Source organism: Pseudoruegeria sp. HB172150 (assembly GCF_013184805.1).
Classification (GTDB): domain Bacteria; phylum Pseudomonadota; class Alphaproteobacteria; order Rhodobacterales; family Rhodobacteraceae; genus Psychromarinibacter.
Genome location: NZ_JAATNG010000001.1, coordinates 1,700,685 through 1,719,714, shown reverse-complemented (window position 1 = coordinate 1,719,714; position 19,030 = coordinate 1,700,685). Strand labels below are relative to the sequence as shown.

18 protein-coding genes are annotated in these 19,030 nt (G+C 58.2%); 5 read left to right on the top strand and 13 right to left on the bottom strand.

Annotated elements, in window-relative coordinates:
* Positions 1-350: 350 nt before the first annotated feature.
* From HCO70_RS08220 to HCO70_RS08180, 9 genes are all read right to left on the bottom strand, one after another.
* Entirely contained in the window at positions 351-1,043 is a 693-nt protein-coding gene (locus tag HCO70_RS08220) for a recombinase family protein (protein WP_216665302.1), read from the bottom strand.
* 587 nt (positions 1,044-1,630) lie between these two features.
* Positions 1,631-4,162, bottom strand: coding sequence for a bifunctional DNA primase/polymerase (locus tag HCO70_RS08215; protein ID WP_172294819.1), 2,532 nt, complete (start codon positions 4,160-4,162; stop codon positions 1,631-1,633).
* Between the two features lie 199 nt (positions 4,163-4,361).
* Complete coding sequence (locus HCO70_RS08210; protein ID WP_172294817.1) at positions 4,362-4,736, bottom strand: hypothetical protein; 375 nt, start codon at positions 4,734-4,736, stop codon at positions 4,362-4,364.
* Positions 4,736-5,143, bottom strand: coding sequence for a hypothetical protein (locus HCO70_RS08205; protein ID WP_172294815.1), 408 nt, complete (start codon positions 5,141-5,143; stop codon positions 4,736-4,738). Before HCO70_RS08205 ends, HCO70_RS08210 begins: the two co-directional genes overlap by 1 nt.
* Before the next feature lie 10 nt (positions 5,144-5,153).
* Positions 5,154-5,567: a hypothetical protein gene (locus HCO70_RS08200; protein WP_172294813.1), complete on the bottom strand. Its 414-nt coding sequence runs from the start codon at positions 5,565-5,567 to the stop codon at positions 5,154-5,156.
* Positions 5,564-6,055 (bottom strand): hypothetical protein, encoded by a 492-nt coding sequence (locus tag HCO70_RS08195; RefSeq protein ID WP_172294811.1) that lies wholly within the window; start codon positions 6,053-6,055, stop codon positions 5,564-5,566. Before HCO70_RS08195 ends, HCO70_RS08200 begins: the two co-directional genes overlap by 4 nt.
* On the bottom strand, positions 6,052-6,306 hold the full coding sequence (locus tag HCO70_RS08190) for a hypothetical protein (protein WP_172294809.1): 255 nt from the start codon (positions 6,304-6,306) through the stop codon (positions 6,052-6,054). The genes HCO70_RS08195 and HCO70_RS08190 overlap by 4 nt, the downstream gene beginning before the upstream one ends.
* On the bottom strand, positions 6,303-6,584 hold the full coding sequence (locus HCO70_RS08185) for a hypothetical protein (RefSeq protein ID WP_172294807.1): 282 nt from the start codon (positions 6,582-6,584) through the stop codon (positions 6,303-6,305). Before HCO70_RS08185 ends, HCO70_RS08190 begins: the two co-directional genes overlap by 4 nt.
* Positions 6,581-7,108, bottom strand: a complete 528-nt coding sequence (locus HCO70_RS08180) for a hypothetical protein (RefSeq protein WP_172294805.1) — start codon at positions 7,106-7,108, stop codon at positions 6,581-6,583. The genes HCO70_RS08185 and HCO70_RS08180 overlap by 4 nt, the downstream gene beginning before the upstream one ends.
* Before the next feature lie 345 nt (positions 7,109-7,453).
* Here HCO70_RS08180 and HCO70_RS08175 point away from each other — a divergent pair, with 345 nt between their 5' ends.
* The 5 genes from HCO70_RS08175 to HCO70_RS08155 all read left to right on the top strand — a co-directional run bounded on the left by HCO70_RS08175 (position 7,454) and on the right by HCO70_RS08155 (position 14,977).
* Positions 7,454-8,647, top strand: a complete 1,194-nt coding sequence (locus HCO70_RS08175) for a site-specific integrase (RefSeq protein ID WP_172294803.1) — start codon at positions 7,454-7,456, stop codon at positions 8,645-8,647.
* Between the two features lie 386 nt (positions 8,648-9,033).
* A complete protein-coding gene (locus tag HCO70_RS08170; RefSeq protein ID WP_172294801.1) occupies positions 9,034-10,041 on the top strand; it encodes an HlyD family secretion protein in 1,008 nt (335 codons plus the stop codon).
* Positions 10,034-12,787, top strand: coding sequence for a ribosome-associated ATPase/putative transporter RbbA (rbbA, locus tag HCO70_RS08165; RefSeq protein ID WP_172294799.1), 2,754 nt, complete (start codon positions 10,034-10,036; stop codon positions 12,785-12,787). Before HCO70_RS08170 ends, rbbA begins: the two co-directional genes overlap by 8 nt.
* 52 nt (positions 12,788-12,839) lie before the next feature.
* Positions 12,840-13,913, top strand: coding sequence for an ABC transporter permease (locus tag HCO70_RS08160; protein WP_371742172.1), 1,074 nt, complete (start codon positions 12,840-12,842; stop codon positions 13,911-13,913).
* 98 nt (positions 13,914-14,011) lie between these two features.
* Complete coding sequence (locus tag HCO70_RS08155) at positions 14,012-14,977, top strand: DUF808 domain-containing protein (protein WP_172294795.1); 966 nt, start codon at positions 14,012-14,014, stop codon at positions 14,975-14,977.
* 72 nt (positions 14,978-15,049) lie between these two features.
* On the opposite strand, the gene HCO70_RS08150 is transcribed toward HCO70_RS08155, so the two are convergent.
* Genes HCO70_RS08150 through HCO70_RS08135 form a run of 4 tightly spaced genes read right to left on the bottom strand, consistent with a single transcriptional unit; the run spans position 15,050 to position 19,029 of the window.
* Positions 15,050-15,604 carry a membrane integrity-associated transporter subunit PqiC gene (locus HCO70_RS08150; RefSeq protein ID WP_216665301.1) on the bottom strand — a complete coding sequence of 185 codons (555 nt, stop codon included), beginning with the start codon at positions 15,602-15,604 and terminating at the stop codon, positions 15,050-15,052.
* A gap of 37 nt (positions 15,605-15,641) precedes the next feature.
* The gene (locus HCO70_RS08145; protein ID WP_172294791.1) at positions 15,642-17,741 is read right to left on the bottom strand and encodes an intermembrane transport protein PqiB; all 2,100 of its coding nucleotides are present in this window, start codon (positions 17,739-17,741) and stop codon (positions 15,642-15,644) included.
* Positions 17,738-18,364 carry a paraquat-inducible protein A gene (locus HCO70_RS08140; protein WP_172294789.1) on the bottom strand — a complete coding sequence of 209 codons (627 nt, stop codon included), beginning with the start codon at positions 18,362-18,364 and terminating at the stop codon, positions 17,738-17,740. The genes HCO70_RS08145 and HCO70_RS08140 overlap by 4 nt, the downstream gene beginning before the upstream one ends.
* The gene (locus tag HCO70_RS08135; protein ID WP_172294787.1) at positions 18,361-19,029 is read right to left on the bottom strand and encodes a paraquat-inducible protein A; all 669 of its coding nucleotides are present in this window, start codon (positions 19,027-19,029) and stop codon (positions 18,361-18,363) included. Before HCO70_RS08135 ends, HCO70_RS08140 begins: the two co-directional genes overlap by 4 nt.
* Position 19,030 lies beyond the last annotated feature (1 nt).

Here is a 19,030-nt window from a genome sequence, read left to right as displayed (position 1 = left end):
GTGGGCGGGTCCCCCGGTGCTAACTTACCCAAACGATACTCCAATACTTACTGTCGCCTACTGAGCCGGTTGCCACCCCGTATACAGTATACCCGAAAGGGACCCTCGGTTTATTATTTGGAAACAATGTTTGGGGCGATTGTCAGGACAATGAAGAGAGTCAAAGTCATCTGTTGAGAGTTGAGCGACTTGCCCGCTGACGCGGGCTCATATCAACCAATAGTATTACAGCCTATCAGGGCTGCGCGGCTGGCAGGCTATGCGGTTCAATGGTGATTGGGGGAATGGTGGCCCGCGTTAGCGGGCCTGAGTGCCACAGCATTCCGAGTCTGAGGTAATGGTTGCCCGCGTCAGCGGGCACCCTGATACACGCCAGCACGTTGCAACATCTGTTTGATGCTGTGCGCTGCGTATGCGCTGCCACTAGGTGCCGTATGTCCAAGCTGTTCCAGTTCCTCAGCGATCTTGCGAAGGCTACGACGCGCGCCTGTTTTGGGGCTCTTGCGATACAGCCGCTTGGCTTCGGCTATGGTCGTATCAGGCACAGGCTTGCGGCCTTCTACGCGTCGCCCCAGCGCCGCAGACTTGCGGTCCCGTGCATGCCGCAACTTGTCGGTTGTCATGCGACGGTCAAAGGCAGAGACAGCGCCAAGGATCGAACGGACAAGCTCTGCGGTCGGGCTGTCTTGCGTGAAATAGTCCGGCGCTGTGGTTGGTATCAGTTCAACGCCGCGCTCTTTAAGCAGTCTGTGGCCAAGCTCTTGAACCACTGCATCACGGGCGAAACGGTCGGGCGACTCCACCAGTATGGTGCGCGTCCCATTCGACAGCACAGCGTCCAGAAGGGCGAGCATGCCGGGCCGCGTATCAATCGGATCGGTGCCGCTTACAGCCGCGTCATAGAATTCCCCGACGATTTCGAAACCGTTTGCCTTTGCGTATCCTTCGATTGCCGCACGCTGCCGAGTGTCCGAGTCCTTGTCGGCACCAACGTTTGCGGCGCTGGACGTCCTCATATAGGCGAATGCCGGTATTTTCTTCACTCGAAACCCCTTTCTTGCGCAGTAGGTTAGCCTAATCTGGCGTAATCAATCTTGAGATAAATTACATTAAATCGAGGACGGAGTCACGGAAACAATCGAGATTCAGGCCTCTAGTTGCGAATGATTCTCATCTTTTGGGTCGAATCTGGTCGAAACTGAACACGTAATATTATTGCTTACGAAGGAGAAAATATTTCCAATTAATGCGCGCGGCGGCTGTGGAGGGGGTTTTGTTCCAAATGTTCCGGCTTGTTCCAACCATGTTCCAGTCGTGTTCCGGTCTAAGCCATTGATTTCCTAGGTCTTTGTTCCAATGTTCCAATGTTCCAGAAAAAAGAAGCACACGGCAGCGCGCGGCGTGCGCCGTCGAAGGTGCGACAGTGGTGTGTGGTCCTCAAACTCTCCTATCTTCTTTTTCCTTGGAACAATTGGAACATTGGAACAAATGTAATGAAAACATAGGGTTAGATGGAATTGTGATTGGAGCATGCTTGGAACAATTGGAACATTGTTCAAAATCAACCACTTACGAGACCCCAATTGACGAAAAGGCCCGCGTTAGCGGGCCTCTTTCAATCAAAACACTGCTACGCCGCAGCCTCTGACGGCGGTGGAAGCATATTCAGCGGCAGGACGTAGCAGTTCCGGTTCAGTTCGATTTCCGACCATTCTTCCGCATCATGCTCACCAGACCGCCGGTAGTAGCATTTCCCACGCGACCGCACCGCAGTGAGCGGCTGACCCGATACACGTTCGAACACCCGCGCCGGGTCGCGCTCTGCGGCCTGTCGAACGTCACCATATCGTTCCGCGAAGGCCCGCAGCCATTGCGTTGGAATGCGTGTATGTCCTTTGGCGAAGACAAACCGGTACTTTTCCATGCCGTCCTCAAAATGGAATTCACCATCCTCGATCATGTTAGCGAAGGCGCGATAAACCGGGCGCATCGTCTCCTGTTCCATGGCCGCGCGATCACTGGTTTCCGGTGCCATAAAAACATCGCTCCACTCCATACCAACGCTGGCAGGATCATAAGTTGCCAGTTCATAGAACAGCGCCTTAATACCGTCGCCGTCTATCTGCTCACGCAGACGACGGAAATAGTCGATATCCCCGCGCTTGGCATCCGAGACGCGTTGAACGAAATAACGCCGTTCGCTGCCGTTACCTTCGATGCTGATTGCGTCGGGGTGGTTGGAGTCGAACACATACCGCGTGTACGAGTCCATTTCGAAGGGCTGAATATTCTTCACCTCCACGCGCACCTTTTCGTGGTCAACTTTGTGCTTCAAAGCATTGGCCACGCGCCGGTCACCACTGAAAACGGCTTCCTCTGATACGCAGACAAGGTTGAGCGCGTGTGTTTCGCCAGCCCACCGCCCGATTACGGAGTCCGCGTCCCCCAGCGTGGTGCCGTATGGATGGACCAACGCCCGAAGGATGCGCCCGAAATGCCCCTTACCGATTCCGCCGTCGCCCCAGATAACCACGGCGGTCTTCGGCTTTTCACCGGGGCGTTGCACCAGATGCGCCATCCAGTGCCACAACCACCGGAACGCCTCTTCATCACCGTCGCAGATGATGTCCCGGATAAAATCTTCCAGCATCGTGCAGTCGCCCGGTTCGGGCTCAACAGCGAATCCGCGAAAAAGGTTATAGGTGGAATCGCTGATCGTGGCAGGCGGCGGGGCGAACGCGGTACCGCCCCAGCGGGTGGCCTGCTTAGAGTGCACCGCGACGGGGTTGATATCGCCGCCGTCTGCGGATTCGTACTCTTGGTTCGAGTACCAACGCGCGAGCGCCGTTGTGTTCCACACGTCCAATTTGGGCGGTTCGCCTCGTGCAAGTTGCCGAACAAACTTGCCTTCGCCACCAATGTTGACGAACCGAAACCCACGCGACAGCGAGTCCAATGCTTCGCCGAGCGTGTCACCTAGCGACGCGGTTATGTCGAAAGGCTCCGCGTCCTCGATTTCGCGCTGTTCTGCGATGTAATCGCGGGCCTGTTGAATGCGCGTGTCTAGGTAATCGTCGGTTGCATAGCGAGACTCCGCACGGTCGTCTTTACATTCAGACGACAGGATCGCGTCAAGCAATGCCGTTTTCAGCGGTGCGCTGTCAGCATCGGCACTATGACGGGCAAAGTAGGCGCACGCCGCCGCGTAGATAGGAGCGTCAAAACCGCGTTGACCGTCACCATCGCCGATATCGGCAAGGTGCGCGTCCAGCCCCTTGACGCCCTCCGCCTGACGGCGGCTAGTGCGTTTAGTGGAAGTCTTCCGCTTCTTTTCTTGCTTAGCCTTTGGCTTGTCGGTTTGCCGGTGTTTCGTCGCCTCGAACGCCAATTTTCGCAACCATTCCGGCGCATCTGCTACGTCGCATTCCCACGGCGCGCAGCCATCCTGCCAACGATAAAAGCTGCCATTTGGATGGATGGACGGCGGCGCGATAATCTGCCCATTCTTGCCGCGAATATCGACGCCGGGCGCGATCTCGGAAGCGGTGTTGCGGATGTCCAGCCCGTCCGCCTTGAAGATCAGATGCAACCCGCCGGAACCGGTAATGGACTCCCATGTAACTGGTAGGTTGCCGTGCGCGTCTTCCAGCGCCTCCAGCGCCTGCATTCCGGCTTCGCCGTCGATATCGAGCACAAACAGCCCGCAACCTTCCGGGAAGGTAATCGCGACGTTACGCGGTGCCGAGACAGGCGCATACGGGTAAACGTTCCCGCTCTTGTCCTCCGGATATTCGCCGTCGCCAGTCCAGAAGGTCAGAATCTCATCTAGGTCATTACTGGCGCGCTGTTCCCAGCGTGCGCCGCGCGGCACTTTCGACTGTCCGCCCGGACCGGTGGGCTTGCCACTACCGTCCAACGCGTGCGCGTCGATGACGTACAGGCCCGCATCCGCGTAGGCTAGTGCGCATGCCAGCGTCAGCATGTTGTGCTGAAGCGCGTGGTTACCAACGGCGGCAGCGGCGGTGCGGGCATACTCGATGGGTAGGCGCTCGCGTACATCGTCTTTAGCTGCATCAGCAGCCGGTTTCAGATATGGATTCTTTCGGTCCCGAAGCTTCTGGAACACGTCCGAGCCCGGTTGTTTTTCGATGGCTACAGCCATAACATAATCCTTCTATTTGACCCTTCCTCTATTGCCTTTTCTAATGGCTCTCTGGTATAAGGGACGCGGTTCATGATTGCCCGCTTTGCTTTTTCCTTCGGCAAGGCGGGCATTTTTTTAAGGGTCTACACCCGTTCCGGGCATTCCCAAATAGGTAACGGGTCATGACCTATTATTTGAGTCAGCATGTGTGACCTATTCAATACGCTCCACCGCGCGCCCGTTCTTGTTTTCCTGTCGTTACGTGGTCCATCCAGTCATACACCCGCGCGCCCCCCGCTTCGGGCTGCGCGCGTTTCGGGGCAGGTTCCATCGCCCGTTTGACCATCGCATTGATGGATTCTTCCGTCATGGCCGCTGCCGTGCCCCGCCGCCAAGAAAGAAACAGCTTTTCGCGGTGGCGCTGGATATAGTCCTTCAAGTCAGATTCTGTCTTGGCGACTAGGCAGAATCCGTCACCCGCGTAACTCAGCACCTCGCAGGGAAATCGGAGGCCTTTCATTACGCCGCCCGTCCCTGTAGCCAGTGCCCGTCCATTATCGGCGATCAAAATTGTCTGCATCGGCTTGCCCATTACTCGCCACCCTCGAAGAGGTCGCGCGGCAAGGTCACCTTCGCGCACGGTTCGCCAGCCGGGGCGTCTGTGTACCGCTGCTTGCCCGGTTGCCGTCCGTCCAGTGTCCGCCGATAGCCTGCGATACGGATAGCGCAATCAACGATCTCATCGGGCCAGCTTTCCAGCAAAGGCGACGGGTCAACCAAGGCGAAGTTACAATCGCTGTCGTAAACCGCCGCGAAAACATGGTCCGCAATAGCATCTGCCATGTTCAATATCTGCGCCGGGTCGTCGTGAAGCGCTACAGCTTCGGCATAGGCTTGTCGTGCAGACTCTTCCGGCGATTTGGGTTCGCCCGGCGAAGCGCCTAGGGCTGACAACATCGCGCAGTGTAGGGCGCTGCGCTCGCCTCGTGTAAGGTTCATGGTGGTCTCATTAAGTTTCATTTTCGTTGCTCGCTAGTTGGGCCTGTAGGGCCTCTTTTGATTGTTGGTCGGGGGTGTCGGTAAAAATTGCGCGCGCATTTTTCGCCGTGTTGATGCGGCCTTCGCTATCCACGCCATTTGCACACAGCATGTGAAAACGGCGGAATGCGAACAGCAGGTGACTGCTTACAGGCGGCGGCACCGTTCCGGGTCCTGCCGCGTCGTCATCTGGAAGGTGTGCGCTGAAATGAGAGAGCTTGGTAAGCGCCCCAGAAAGTACATCGGCGGTTTGGTGGATGCGCTGGAAAAGTTGGCGCAGGTCGCGAGGTTGTGCCACCTTGATCGCGGCAACCGTATCGCCAAGGCGGGCCGCCTCGCTCTCGCATACGTACAGAAGCGACTGAATCGTTACATCGGAGGTCATTGTGGATACGCACCGGGCCAGAACGTCATTTTGGTGGTGAAGTCTTGTAGGATGCCGCCGTCACTCTGGGGTCGTTCTGGCGCATCAATCTTGTCTTGCGCTCGCTGGCTGCGCCCGGCCATCACGGTCAAAAGTTTCCGCAAACTGGTCGCAATCGCCGTCTCTCCGTGAAAATCGGCGAGTTTTGCGGCTTCTAGTACGGCAGAAGTGGTCTCCGCGAAAATGCTATTGATACTTTGTGCGGTCAGGCGCGCCGCATCGCTCGCGAACTTGGCGTTTTGCTTTTTGAGGAAGGCCACGCGGTCCGCAACATGAACCTTTTTTGAAAGCTTGGTTGCAGCGGCCCGCACAGCATCGGGGAAGCCTTCGCCTTCTGCGGGCAACGGCTTTGAAAAAGCCCGGCAATAGCTTTCGGCTTGCCCCAGCCCCTCCGCCAGCCCCTGCGCGAACGCTTCATGTCGCGCATTTTTCAAGGGCGTATCGCTCATCGGTCTGCCTCGGGGATGGGCGCCGCCATTGCGATCAGCGCCGCTTGATTGTCAGAGTCCCATTCGGGGAACACGCGATCCATGGTCCGTTGCGCGTCGGACAGATAGAAGTATTTGCGGCCCTGTTTCCCGACCACGAAACGGCAGTTACACAGGGCAAGTACCTTGGCCACGAAACCGACGTTCGCGCCCCGGACGTTCAACGCCCGCGCGACGTCATCACGGCGCACGTAAAGGTCATCCGGGCTCATACCGCCACCTCTTTGTGCGAAGGCTTCGCACTGGCCCGAAGCCGTTCCTCGATTTCCGGTCGAAAAGTGCGAAACATGCGGAAGTGTTCAATTATCGATTCAAGCAAAAAACCTTTTTGAGTTGAGGGTTTACCGCTCTTCGTGATCTTGTCTGTCGTCACCCGCGCGGTATCGACGCGGGGGAATCCCACTAGTGCGAAATGGTGCCGAACGACAGATTCGTTGACTTGGAAGGCGCGCGCGATCAAGGGCACCGAAGTATAAAGTGGGCGGGTCATTGGCCGCCCTCCTGTGCCGTCTTGGCCTTTAGTGCATCGGTCAGGCGCTCGCGCTCGCGACCTAGCGCCATGCGCGTTCCGGGGTCGCGGGTCGTTTTCAACGATTTGTCGATTTCGGCAAGGCGCTTTTCGGGCGTCTTTTCGGGCGCGGGTGGATCACCTGCGGCAGCGCGGACTCGTTGCATCCGGCGAGCTTCAGCAATTCGATCCGCTGGCTTCAGCGCCATTAGCTCTGCCTCTGCGGCGTCCGCCTCTTCTGCGTTGACGCTGTCGATTGCCTGTTGTCGTCCAGCCGCGACTCGAATGCCTTCAAACTCGGGCAAAGTATTCACAGCTTGCTCCAGAAAATCCGGTCCAAACTCTTCGCCCGTTTGGACAAACAGGCGAACGCCGTTGATCTTCAACAGAGAGCGAGGGTCAAGCGTGACCCCGTATTTTTCCACGGATGCCTTTACTATTCGATCACTAATGTTTTTGAAGTTTGCCGCGTAAGCCGGAACGGCTAGTAGTTCATCATCGGTCATAGTGTCTTACTCGACCCGCTAACGCGGGCGCCTCTAAGATTTCATGTTGATTGGGGAATGATATTGAGAAGGGCGGGCTCCCGCCCCTCTCATTCGTTTGCCCACAATTTATAGCGCCGCCCTTCGGACGTACCACTATTTAAGCGGTACAGTATCGTACCCAGCGTGTACTGTCAATACATAGTGGTTGCAAACGGATCAGAAATCGGATAAGGGGCGCGATTCGCGGCCAATGGTAAACTAGGAAACACAGGACATCGCTTCAAGGTGCCGCATGACGCGCGCCTTCACATCGCCAGACACCCGCTCTAGGCTGCCCCCGACCAATTGATTCTGGGGTGACTTGTGGCCAAGCTGATCTCACTAAAACCGACGCCGAAAGGCGAAGCTCGCTATGGCGTTCGATGGAAAGACGAAACCGGAAAGATGCGGCAGCGCAGTTTTGCGAACCGATGGGAGGCACAGAATTTCCGGGCTGAGCGGGAAGTGGCCGCACCACGTAAGCGCCGAAAGGTGAATCCAATCTTTCTCGACAACAAGATTGCATTCAGGGAAGCCGCCGCAGCCTATCTGCACCACCTAGAGTTTCCAGAGCCGGGTATTGAACCAAAGGAACCAGTCACACTGCGCGCGTACCGTTCGATCCTAGAAGAGCACGTCATTCTGCGGGTTGGTCGGAAATTGGTCCGCAACATCACAAGCGACGACTACAAGCTTATCTTTCTCGGCTGCAAGGAAACGGGCATGTCGCCCCGTACTCGCGATGAGGCACTGCGGCTGTTCCGGGCCGTCCTGTCGTATGCCCAAGCAAACGGATACATCGAACACGTGCCAGATAAGCCATTAATGGAGTCTCGCTCCCGCGCCGAGAAACAGGCGGAGAAAGAGGCGTCCGAAAGGAAATATTACTCCCCGGATGAAGTCTTTACGATGCTGGCGGCAGCGGATGCACTGGCACAGGACGATAACAAGCAGACGCGGCGCACATGGGCGCGATATCGACCGATGCTTCACCTTCTGGTCTATAGTGGCGCTCGTATCAGCGAAGCTCGTGCATTTCGCCGACAGGATTACGCGCCTCAGGAGGGGCGCATATACATCCGCCAGAGCGCGCCAGAGGGTAAGGGAAGTAACAACGTCAAGGCTACCGCCAGTTATAGATGGGTGCCCCTCCACCCTGCCCTACGCGACACGCTGGAAGCCTACATTCAAACGCACAACCGTGAGCTTCTTTTCGGGACCAAGACCGACCACCCGATTAGCCTACCGACGCTCTATCCGAGGCTTCTTGATCCACTCAAAGACCAAGCCGACTTGCTGGCTGCGTCTGGTTCGAATGCGCGCTATGTGAAAGTCCACCGCGACCGCCAGTTTCACGCTTTCCGACATCACTTCGCGTCATGGCTGGTGCGCCGTGGCGCAAACCTAAAGCAGCTTCAGAAGTACATGGGCCACACCAAGGCATCCTTTACCTTGGACGTTTACGGGCATCTCTTCGAAGATGACGGGCAGGAACTTATGGAAAGGATGACCCTATAAAATGTCACATGCAGGTCCGAAGACAGGTTTTTGGGCTTTTGACAAGGGGGTGAAGGGGTGAATAAGGGGTGAATCTTTTCAACTTGATATTCGTTCTAATGCACTGCCTATTAACAAAAAAAGTCCATGTGACACAATTGCCTGTTAATCAATTGGTCGTAGGTTCGATCCCTACCGCCGGAGCCAACCATCAGTAATACTGTCAATCGCCAGCTGCGTTCCGGTTTTCTCAGGTATCCGCCACGCCGTAAGGCTCGTGTGCCAGTTTCGGTCGATTGGCTGAAATCGGCGAATATTGGTTGCTGCCCGTTTCTCGCACCCGATCCAGGTTGAAACACCATCACGGCTCACCTATCAGGACATTCAAGAGCTTGGTGGGTATTTGGATGAAGAAATCGATCCTCGTACTGGTGGCCATCGCTGTCATTGCCGTGGGCTATTTGGCATACCGCCAAAGCCAAGCGTCAACCCTTCCGGAAGACATCGCATCGGGCAATGGGCGGGTCGAAGCCGTGCAGGTTGACGTCTCTTCACTGATCGCGGGCCGAGTTGCCTCGATAGAGGTGCTTGAAGGTGACTTGGTGGATGTCGACGATCTACTCGTCACCATCAATGCCGACACATTGGCGGCACAGCTGGCCCAGGCAGAGGCCGAAGTCGATGCCGGGCTTGCACAGGTGGCGGCTGCGCAGGCGTCGATCAAGCAGGCGGAAGCTCAACTGGCGTTGGCACGTGAGGAACTGACCCGCACCGAGACCCTGACCGACCGTGGCACCGCCACTCTGCAGACTCTCGACACAAGGCGCACCGATGTAGAAGTGGCGACGGCTAATCTCGCGGCAGCGGAGGCAACGATGCGGGCGAACGAAAGTGCGGTCGATGCCTCCCGAGCGGTCGTCGACCAGATCCGCTCCAACCTGGACGATACCGAGCTTCTCTCACCCGTTTACGGTCGCGTCCTGTATCGTCTGGCCGAGCCCGGCGAGGTGGTTTCCGCCGGGTCCCGAGTTCTGACCCTGGTGGACATGTCGCAAGTGTTTCTGGAGTTCTTTCTTCCGGCGACACAGGCGCATCGCGTCGCTGTCGGTGCCGAGGCGCGGATACGGCTGGACCTACTGCCGGACGCCGCCATTCCTGCAACTGTGACCTTTGTTTCGCCCGTGTCCCAATTCACGCCCAAGACCGTGGAGACAGCTGAAGAGCGAGAGAACCTTGTTTTCCGTGTCCGTGTCCGGGTGCCGCAGGAACTTGTCGAACGGTTCATAGATATCGTGCGAACCGGCATTCGCGGCGTAGCATATGTGCGGCTGGCAACCAGCGGCGCCCCCTCGCCCTGGCCCGACGATTTGCAGGTGCCCGATTTCGACGCCCTGACGGAAAGCCTGGATGAGTGACGTCTCCGCCGTGCGCGACAGCATCGTCCGCGCATCGGGCGTCAGCCAGCACTACGGTACGACGGTCGCGCTGCAGGGTGTGACGCTCGACGTACCGGCAGGCCTGATGGTAGGCATACTGGGTCCGGACGGAGTGGGAAAATCGACACTGCTCGACTTGATCGCCGGCGCTCGGAAGCTGCAGAGCGGCGAGCTGGAAGTGTTGGGCGGAGACATCCGCAGCGCATCTCACCGCCGGGTCCTGGGACCGCGGTTGGCCTACATGCCGCAGGGGCTGGGCAAGAACCTTTACCACTCGCTGAGCGTGCGCGAGAATCTCGACTTCTTCGGCCGCCTCTTCGCGCTCGACACTGCGGATCGCGCAGCGCAAATCGAGCGGCTGACCCGAGCGACTGGACTTCTTCCCTTTCTTGACCGACCGGCGGGTAAGCTTTCCGGTGGTATGAAACAGAAGCTGGGCCTGTGCTGCTCACTTCTGCACGACCCGGATCTGCTTATCCTCGATGAGCCGACGACCGGCGTCGATCCGCTTTCTCGCGGGCAGTTCTGGGATCTGATTGCCGATATCCGAAAGGGCCGGCCGAACATGTCTGTACTGGTCTCGACGGCCTACATGGACGAGGCAGATGGCTTCGATTGGCTCGTGGCAATGGCAGATGGCCGGATCCTCGATACCGGTACGCCCGAAGAATTGCGCCACAAGACGGACGCCGCTGACCTGGAGACCGCGTTCGTACGTTTGTTACCGGAAAATCGGCGCGGTAGTGGTGTCGAACTGGATATCCCGCCGCTCGTCGCTGACGGAGAAGCGCCGGCGATCGTTGCACGAGGTCTGACGAAGCGTTTCGGCGATTTCACCGCCTTGCGGGATGTCAGTTTCGAGATCAGACCCGGCGAGATTTTCGGTTTTCTTGGCTCCAACGGCTGCGGCAAGACGACAACCATGAAGATGCTCACCGGATTGTTGCCGATCACCGAAGGCGAAGCGGAATTGATGGGTCGGCCTGTCGATGCTTCGGACATCGCGACCCGCAAACGTGTGGGCTTCATGAGTCAGGCATTCTCGCTCTACGGTGAACTGACGGTGCAACAGAACCTCGCGCTGCACGCCCGTTTGTTCGACCTGCCTCGAGACCACGCCAAGCGGCGGATCGAGGAGGTGGTCGAGTTGTTCGACCTCGCGCCGATCCGAAACGAAAAATCCGGAGACCTTCCGCTCGGTATGCGGCAGCGCCTGTCCCTGGCCGTGGCGGTCCTGCACGAGCCCGAAGTGCTGATCCTCGACGAACCCACATCCGGTGTCGACCCGGTCGCGCGGGACCAGTTCTGGGATCTGCTGGTCCATCTTTCGCGCGAGAAGAAGGTAACGATATTCATCTCCACACATTTCATGAACGAAGCCCTGCGCTGCGATCGGATCTCCCTGATGCATGCCGGCCAAGTGCTGGTCTATGATGAGCCGAAGCGCCTTGCGGACCAAAGCGAAAGCGGCCGGCTAGAAGAGACCTTTATTCACTACATCGAGGATGCAATTGCGAAACAGGGCGGGTCCGAACAGCCCGAGAGCGCGGATTTACTGCTCGGCAATGCTGCGCAACACGCCGGATCAAAAGCCAGTGGTTTCTCGATCGGCCGGCTCCTGGCGATCTCATATCGGGAGATGAAAGACCTTAGTCGGGATCCGATCAGGGTCGCTTTCGCTTCGCTGGGATCCGTCTTTCTGCTGCTCGTGATTGCCATGGGTATCTCGATGGACGTCGATAATATCACCACAGCCGTATTGGATGAGGATCAGACGCCGGAAAGCCGGGCTTACATGGATGCGTTCTTTGCGTCTTCCTATTTCACGGAGTCGGCGCAGCTTGCCTCGCATGACGATCTCATGAGCAGGTTGCGTAGCGGCAACATCAGCGTAGGAGTAGAGATTCCACGCGGGTTTGGGCGGGATGTTCGTGACGACAGGACCGTCGATGTCGCCGCAAACATCGACGGCGCAAACACGCAACGCGCTGGTACCGTTGAGTCCTACGTGACCGGGGCACATGCACAGTACCTGCAGGACCTTCTGCGCGGCCAGGGATTCGATCCGGATGAACTGAGCACCTACGGCTTCGAGAGCCGCTATCGCTACAATCCGACTTTCGAGAGCCTGAATGCGATTGGACCGGCAGTTCCTCCGATCATGTTGTTGCTGATCCCGGCGATCCTGATGGCACTGAGCGTCGCGCGCGAGAGGGAGATCGGCACGATCACAAACTTCTACGTCACACCGACCACGAAGCTGGAATTCCTGCTGGGCAAGCAGTTGCCCTACATTGCCGTCACAATGGTGAACTTCGCACTGCTCATGCTCGTGGTGGTGCTTGTTCTGGGTGTGCCGATGACCGGGGATTTCCTGCCATTTGCGATCGGTGCCTTGTTCTATGCCATCGTCGCGACGGCATACGGGCTGATGATTTCCGCAGCGGTAAAGACGCAGGTCGCCGCCGTCTTCGCCGCCTCGATCCTGTCGATGATGCCGTCGGTACAGTTTTCCGGCCTGATCCAGCCGATCTCGACCTTATCGGATGCGGGCCAGGCGATCGGGACGTTCTGGCCGGCCTCCTACTTTGTCCACCTGAGCACCGGAGCCTTTACAAAGGGGCTCGGCTGGGAAGAGATGTTGCCAAGTCTTCTGGCACTGGTCGCTTTCGTTCCGGCGTTCATGCTGCCGGCCTATCTGTTGTTGCGCAAGCAGGCCGCCTGAGATGAAGTGGGTCAGGCACATATTCTGGCTGGGCACAAAGGAACTTCGGGCGGTGCTGACGGACCCGATGATGGTGTTCCTGATCCTCTTCATGTTTTCCGGGATGGTCTATCTTCAGGCCAGCGCCGTCACCGAGAACGTCAACAATGCGTCCCTCGCCATAGTCGACGAAGATAACAGCCTTGTAAGCAGGCGGATCGCCAACGCCTTTTTCCCGCCAAATTTCCAGCGGCCGGATTACATAGAAGCCGATGACGTGACTGGTGCGATGGCAGACGGACGATATCTTTTCGTCCTGTCATTCCCACCGAACTTCGAGCGTGATCTCCGGCGAGGATGGCAACCGACCCTTTATCTCGATGTTGATGCCACGGCCATGATGCAGGCCGGGCTTGGCGATGGTTACATCCAAAGTATTGTCGCCGCGGAAATTACGGACTTCCTTCAGAGCGACGGAGCATCTTCCGATTCACCGGTCGCCTTACAAACTCGTAGAGCCTTCAATCCAAATGGCACGCAGCGCTGGTTCCAGGCAATTTCCGCCGTCCTGGATTTCCTGTCTTTGGTCACGATCATCCTGGTCGGCGCAGCTCTGATCCGTGAACGCGAGCACGGTACCATTGAGCATCTTCTGGTGATGCCGCTAACCGCGACCGAGGTTGCGCTTGCGAAAATTTGGGCCAATGGCCTGATCATCCTGGTCGCATTTTCGGGATCCCTTACCTTGGTGGTCGAAGGGCTCCTTGGCGTGCCCGTCGCCGGCTCACGCGGACTGCTCATGTTCGGTGCCGCCGCATTCCTGTTCGCCCAGGCGTCTATCGGCATTCTGCTTGGCATTGTGGCGCGCAGTATGGCGCAGTTCGCATTGCTGATGCTGCTGGTCGTATTGCCGATGATGATGCTGTCCGGCGGCATGTCGCCTGTAGAGAGCCAGCCCAACGGCGTACGCCAGTTCACCTGGTTGTTCCCTTCGCGGCATTTCCTGTCCTTCTCGCACGCAATCGTTTTCCGTGGAGCTGATCTGACCCTTGTCTGCGGGGACTTGTTGAGATTGCTGGGCCTGGGATCGGCCTATCTCGTGATCAGTCTTACTCTGTTCCGAAGGTCGCTCAGCGCCAGCGGGTGAGAGGCCACGACCTAATTGTCGTTCCCCACCTGTGTGGTCGTTGCCAGGTGCGACCGATGAACTAGTCTACTGTCAACCATACATTTCAGGGACCGGATATGAGCGGACTTCTCGCACTTCTCGACGACGTAGCAGCCATCGCAAAGGTGGCTGCCGCCTCCGTCGACGACGTGGTCGCCCAGGCGGTCAAGGCATCTTCCAAAGCGGCCGGCGCCGTTATCGACGACGCCGCAGTCGCGCCCAAATATGTCCACGGCTTTTCCGCCGACCGAGAGCTTCCCATTGTCTGGAAGATCGCGCGCGGCTCCATATTCAACAAACTGGTCATCCTTCTGCCGGCCGCGTTGCTGCTGTCGGTTTTTGCTCCTTGGGCGATAGCTCCCCTTCTGATGCTGGGGGGCGCGTACCTGTGCTTCGAGGGCGCCGAAAAGGTCTGGCACTGGCTCAACCCTTCGGATCATCACACTGAAGAGCTTTACCAAGAGAAACTCTCGGACGCGCATCTGGAGGAAAAGAAGGTCTCCGGTGCGATAAAGACCGACTTCATCCTTTCGGCCGAGATCATGACAATCACACTATCGGCCCTGCCGGAGCTGAGTTTTGCCATGACGGCCGGCGCGCTCGCAGTGGCCGGGATCATCATCACGGTTGCCGTCTACGGAGCGGTGGCACTGATCGTGAAGGCTGACGATCTGGGACTACACCTCGCTGCGGAAGGGCGCACTAGTTTCGGCCGCTCGCTCGGGCGAGGTATTGTTCGTGGGATGCCGACGTTCATGCGACTTCTGGTAATTGTCGGAACGGCGGCAATGCTATGGGTTGGCGGGTCGATCATCATCCATGGGCTGGAGGAGATGGGTGTCGCGGAACCCGGGCATACGGTCCACGAAATCGCGCTTGCAGCAGGCCATACTATCCCGTCTTTGGAGGGTACAGTGGAGTGGATCGTCTCAGCCACAATCAGTGGCGTCCTGGGGTTCTGCCTCGGCCTAGTTCTGATGTTGGCTGTTAGTTCCGTTGTGAACCCGGTGATCGCGCTGTTCAAAGGTGAAAGCCAAGGCTGACCCTGCCGCACACGCTTAAGCCCTCTGCATATTGACCATCGCTACCTCAGGGATTGGCACCGGCCTTCGGGCTCACCGCAAGCCATTCCGAGCGATCTCGACGGCCAGCTTGCTCACGGCGCGGCTGCGTGCGCGGGCGATTTCGGCCGGACCACCGTCACCGGTAAGGGGCGCGTCTATGCTGAACTGCCCGGACCTGTTCCTGCCCTCAACTTCGGGCGCTACGAAGAACTGCCCCGACATCCGAAAGCTGCCTGTCGGAACTGCAAGGAACTCCTCTATACGAACATCGACCCTTGCGTCCGCCGGCTCGACGAATGGCCACGGTTCAGGAGCTGCCAGAGCCCCAGTCACCGTGCGGAGGTCACGGGCCAGTTGAAGCGTGACCGCCCGTTCCGGAAGATCGGTCCAGAGCGGCCCGAGCGGTGATATCGCGCCACTGGTGGATTTTACATAGATTTCCTCGTTCGCGGCATAGCTCGGCATCGTCACCGCCACGACTTCTATGCTGTGGTAGGCTGTGTAGACTCTCTCGCCAGGGGCGCTGGCAGATCCTGGTCTGACTGGTTCTCCATACCGGCTCTCCACCTCTCCGCCACATCCGGCAACGAACAGCAGGACGAACATTGTAGGGAGGTGACGAACTAAGGCTGCGAGGGTCATATCATCTTCCGGTGATCAGGGAACTTGGGTCGCGCTGCAATTGCCGCGCAAGCCGGTCGATAGCGCCGGCGGCCGACTCGATTTGTCGGATTGCGGCGCGAAGGTCACGATTGAATTCACTGTCGCGGTCGTAGGATGCAAAGGCCGAACCCGCCTGACTGGCAACACCGCTCAGGCGTTCGGCCAGGTCAGGCAGCGACGCGCTCGCTTCTGCGAGGGCGTCCGCCGCATCCCGGGCCGAAGCGAAAGTCGCATTTGCGTTTGAGATCAGGTTGCCCTCACGCAGATCGCTCAGAGTGCCCTTTAGCTCGACCAATGCAGCACTCACCTGTTCTGGCAGATCGCGCGTGCTGTCCTGATCGATCACCGCTTCAACACTCGCCAGAAGCTCGTTCGCGCGGTCGGCAAGCGTTTCTAGGGAAACTTTCTCGGCATCGCTCAGGATCGCGCTCGCCTGCGCTGCCAGGCCAGGAAATGTACCGACGGCCGAATCCACGCTGTCGATCAGTTCGGACACCGAGGCGATGATCGCCTGCTCCTGGAAGTCTTCAAGTAGCGAGTTCAACCTGTCCGCGGCGCTTTGCAGCCCTTCTGCAAGGGTTGAAATCTGGCCGGGGATGGCACTGATCTCGTCACTTTCCGCCACCGCCCGTACAGCTTCGAGCGTGGCGCGCAACTCGTCCGGTGCTGCCTGAAGCGCTTCGCTACCAACAAGACTGCGTGACTCGTCAAGGAACGCTATGGCGGACTCCAGCAGTTCCTCCACCGGAAGGTCATCTACCCTTTGCAGTAAACCCTGCGCACTGGCGGCAACGTTCCTGACTTCGGCCGGCGCGGTCGGGATCTGGGGAAACGGATCGGCGTTTCGGTCAATGCTTGCAGGCGCCGCGTCGGGTACCTCAACCAAGTCGATCCGAAGGCCACCTGTCAGAAGTGACGCGTTTCGCAATTGCCCGCGCAAACCATTGGCGACCCTTTCATCAAGGTAGTCGAGCAACCCTTCCTCTCCAGCATCTGCGTCGAGGCCAATACGTCCCGGGTTCAGCCTTAGCGTCGCTAGCAGCCGGACGTCGCCGTCGCCAAACCTGTCCTCATCGACGATCCCCGAAATTGTCGCAACCTCACCAACGCGGAGACCGCCGATTTGTACCGGGGCGCCCGCCGAAAGGCCGGAAAGGTTTTCATCGAATACCATCATGAAGTCGACAGCGGTGCCGTCGCCCTCGATGAAATAATCCTCTCGGGCAGTCTTCTCGTCGCGGTGAAGCTCGAAAACGGAATCCTTATTCAAAGGCTCGCCACCGGACGCCATGGTTTCGAAGGTCACGCCTCCGGTGATGAGGGATGCCAGCGAGGTGATATCCAGCCGCGCGCCAGCCGCGTCGAGTGAAAAACTGAAGCCTGAGATATCCCAGAAGCGGGTAGATGAGGTAACCAGCCGCTCGAAGGGTTCGAATATCACTGCCTCGGCTTCGACGGTCAGTCCGTCTTCCGATACCTCGGCAGCGCCAATGCGCCCGATTTCAACACCCCGAAAGATGATAGGTGGATTGCCGGTTGGCAGGCTAGTATCCGAGAACAAGTGAAATACCGTGCCGCCCTGCCCAACCTCGAGCAATGGTGCGTCCGCGAGGCCATCGAATTTCGATTGTGGTTCACCCGGAGTCCCGTCCCAAGCGCCTTCGATGTATACGCCGGACAAAACCGTATCCAGGCCGGAGACCCCTTGCGCACTGACCCTTGGCCGTACGACCCAGAAACTCGCATCTGCGTCGACGAACCGTGCCATTTCCTTGTCGACACGGATCGAGACAATGACCGTTTCAAGGTTTTCGCCAAACCCGACATCCTCGACATATCCCACGGCAATATCGCGGTGGCGTAGCTCTGTCTCTCCGGACAGGACGCCCTCTGCATTCCGGAAAGAAACCTCGATCAAGGGTCCCCTATCCGCATAGTTTTGCCATGCAACACCGAGCGCTACCGCCAACGCGAGCAGTGGCACGAGCCAGACGAGCGAGAACCTTGGCAGTCGCCGGTGTCGTTTTGTCTCGATCGGCACCTCTTCCGGGGCCGTATCGTGGTCTGGCGTATTGCTCATGCTGCTTCGGTCAGTTCATTGTTGTTGCAATCAGATCTATCCCAGATCAGGCGCGTGTCGAACGACCTCGCCGACAGCATCGTGAATATGACCGACAGGGCAAAGGTCAGCGATGCCGGTCCCGGATGGATCGACGCGACCACCGACAATTGCACCAATGAACTGAGGATGGCCACCACGAAAACATCGATCATTGACCATCGCCCGACAAACTCGATGACTTCGTACAGTCGTTGCCGACCAAGTGCACTTTGCGCGGAATGCCGATGCACCGACAGGCAAAGGTAGGCGATGGCCATGAACTTGCTGATAGGGATCAGCACGCTCGCGATCAGAACGATGGCTGCGATCCCGTATTCGCCGTGATGTGCGATTTCGAACGCACCGCCGACAATGGTATTGCGCTGGGTCGAGGTCAGCGTTTCTGTAACAAGCATCGGGTACATGTTTGCGGGGATGTAGCAGATCAGGCCCGCCGCCCACCAAGCCATGACTTGCTGCAGGGATGTCTCATGGCGCGAGACAAGCCGCGCACCGCAGCGGTCGCAGTGTTCCTGGGCGACGGGCCAGACACTTGCACAACTTCGGCATGCGACAAGCCCAGCTTCCTTCGCCGTAGTCATTCTGCGTCCTCCAGCGACTTCCAGATTGACCAGGAACAGACGTAAGCGTCGTGAATGACCACGAACACCGACAGAAGCGCGAACATCCAGAAGGCCGGTCCGAATTCCAGTCGCGCCAGATCCGTCACCTTTGCGAGCGCCACGGCGCAGCCGATTGCGAATACCTCCGTCATCGCCCATGGCTTCAATTCCTGGGCCGTGCGAAAGGCGATCCGAGCGTGGGGTGCGGGCCTCCGGCCGAAAACGATGGGGCCAAGCACGTAGCAGAGCAATAGCGTCCGTACTAAAGGAACAAGGACAATAAGCATGACCGTCGCTGCCGAAACCAACACCAGCGCGCCGGACCGGAAGCTTGTGGCGATATCCAGTAGCGATGCCCGGTTTCCTATACCAGCCGCGCTGATCTGCAGGAACGGAAAGAAAACGGCTGCAGCAACCAGGATCGTGATCGCGAGGCCGAGCGCCAGAATCCTAATTCCGGCCTCCTGGCGCGTTGTGATAAGCACCGTATGACACCGTTTGCATACGGCGCGTCCGCCTTCTTCGGGAATGCGCGCCTGGTAAAGCCAGTCGCAGTTCGGACAGGCAATCAGCTCTGAGCTTGCGGTCTTGGCCACGGCGCTTTCTGATTTGGTGTCACTCACTTGGGTCGCTGCGAGCGCCATT

Bases quoted from the DNA above. Each gene is read 5' to 3' on its own strand.
- HCO70_RS08190 (WP_172294809.1), bottom strand. From the start codon at position 6,306: ATGAGCCCGGATGACCTTTACGTGCGCCGTGATGACGTCGCGCGGGCG.
- HCO70_RS08155 (WP_172294795.1), top strand. From the start codon at position 14,012: ATGAGCGGACTTCTCGCACTTCTCGACGACGTAGCAGCCATCGCAAAG.
- HCO70_RS08185 (WP_172294807.1), bottom strand. From the start codon at position 6,584: ATGACCCGCCCACTTTATACTTCGGTGCCCTTGATCGCGCGCGCCTTC.
- HCO70_RS08180 (WP_172294805.1), bottom strand. From the start codon at position 7,108: ATGACCGATGATGAACTACTAGCCGTTCCGGCTTACGCGGCAAACTTC.
- HCO70_RS08170 (WP_172294801.1), top strand. From the start codon at position 9,034: ATGAAGAAATCGATCCTCGTACTGGTGGCCATCGCTGTCATTGCCGTG.
- HCO70_RS08205 (WP_172294815.1), bottom strand. From the start codon at position 5,143: ATGAACCTTACACGAGGCGAGCGCAGCGCCCTACACTGCGCGATGTTG.
- HCO70_RS08215 (WP_172294819.1), bottom strand. From the start codon at position 4,162: ATGGCTGTAGCCATCGAAAAACAACCGGGCTCGGACGTGTTCCAGAAG.
- HCO70_RS08150 (WP_216665301.1), bottom strand. From the start codon at position 15,604: ATGTTCGTCCTGCTGTTCGTTGCCGGATGTGGCGGAGAGGTGGAGAGC.
- HCO70_RS08145 (WP_172294791.1), bottom strand. From the start codon at position 17,741: ATGAGCAATACGCCAGACCACGATACGGCCCCGGAAGAGGTGCCGATC.
- rbbA (WP_172294799.1), top strand. From the start codon at position 10,034: ATGAGTGACGTCTCCGCCGTGCGCGACAGCATCGTCCGCGCATCGGGC.
- HCO70_RS08210 (WP_172294817.1), bottom strand. From the start codon at position 4,736: ATGGGCAAGCCGATGCAGACAATTTTGATCGCCGATAATGGACGGGCA.
- HCO70_RS08135 (WP_172294787.1), bottom strand. From the start codon at position 19,029: ATGGCGCTCGCAGCGACCCAAGTGAGTGACACCAAATCAGAAAGCGCC.
- HCO70_RS08200 (WP_172294813.1), bottom strand. From the start codon at position 5,567: ATGACCTCCGATGTAACGATTCAGTCGCTTCTGTACGTATGCGAGAGC.
- HCO70_RS08195 (WP_172294811.1), bottom strand. From the start codon at position 6,055: ATGAGCGATACGCCCTTGAAAAATGCGCGACATGAAGCGTTCGCGCAG.
- HCO70_RS08140 (WP_172294789.1), bottom strand. From the start codon at position 18,364: ATGACTACGGCGAAGGAAGCTGGGCTTGTCGCATGCCGAAGTTGTGCA.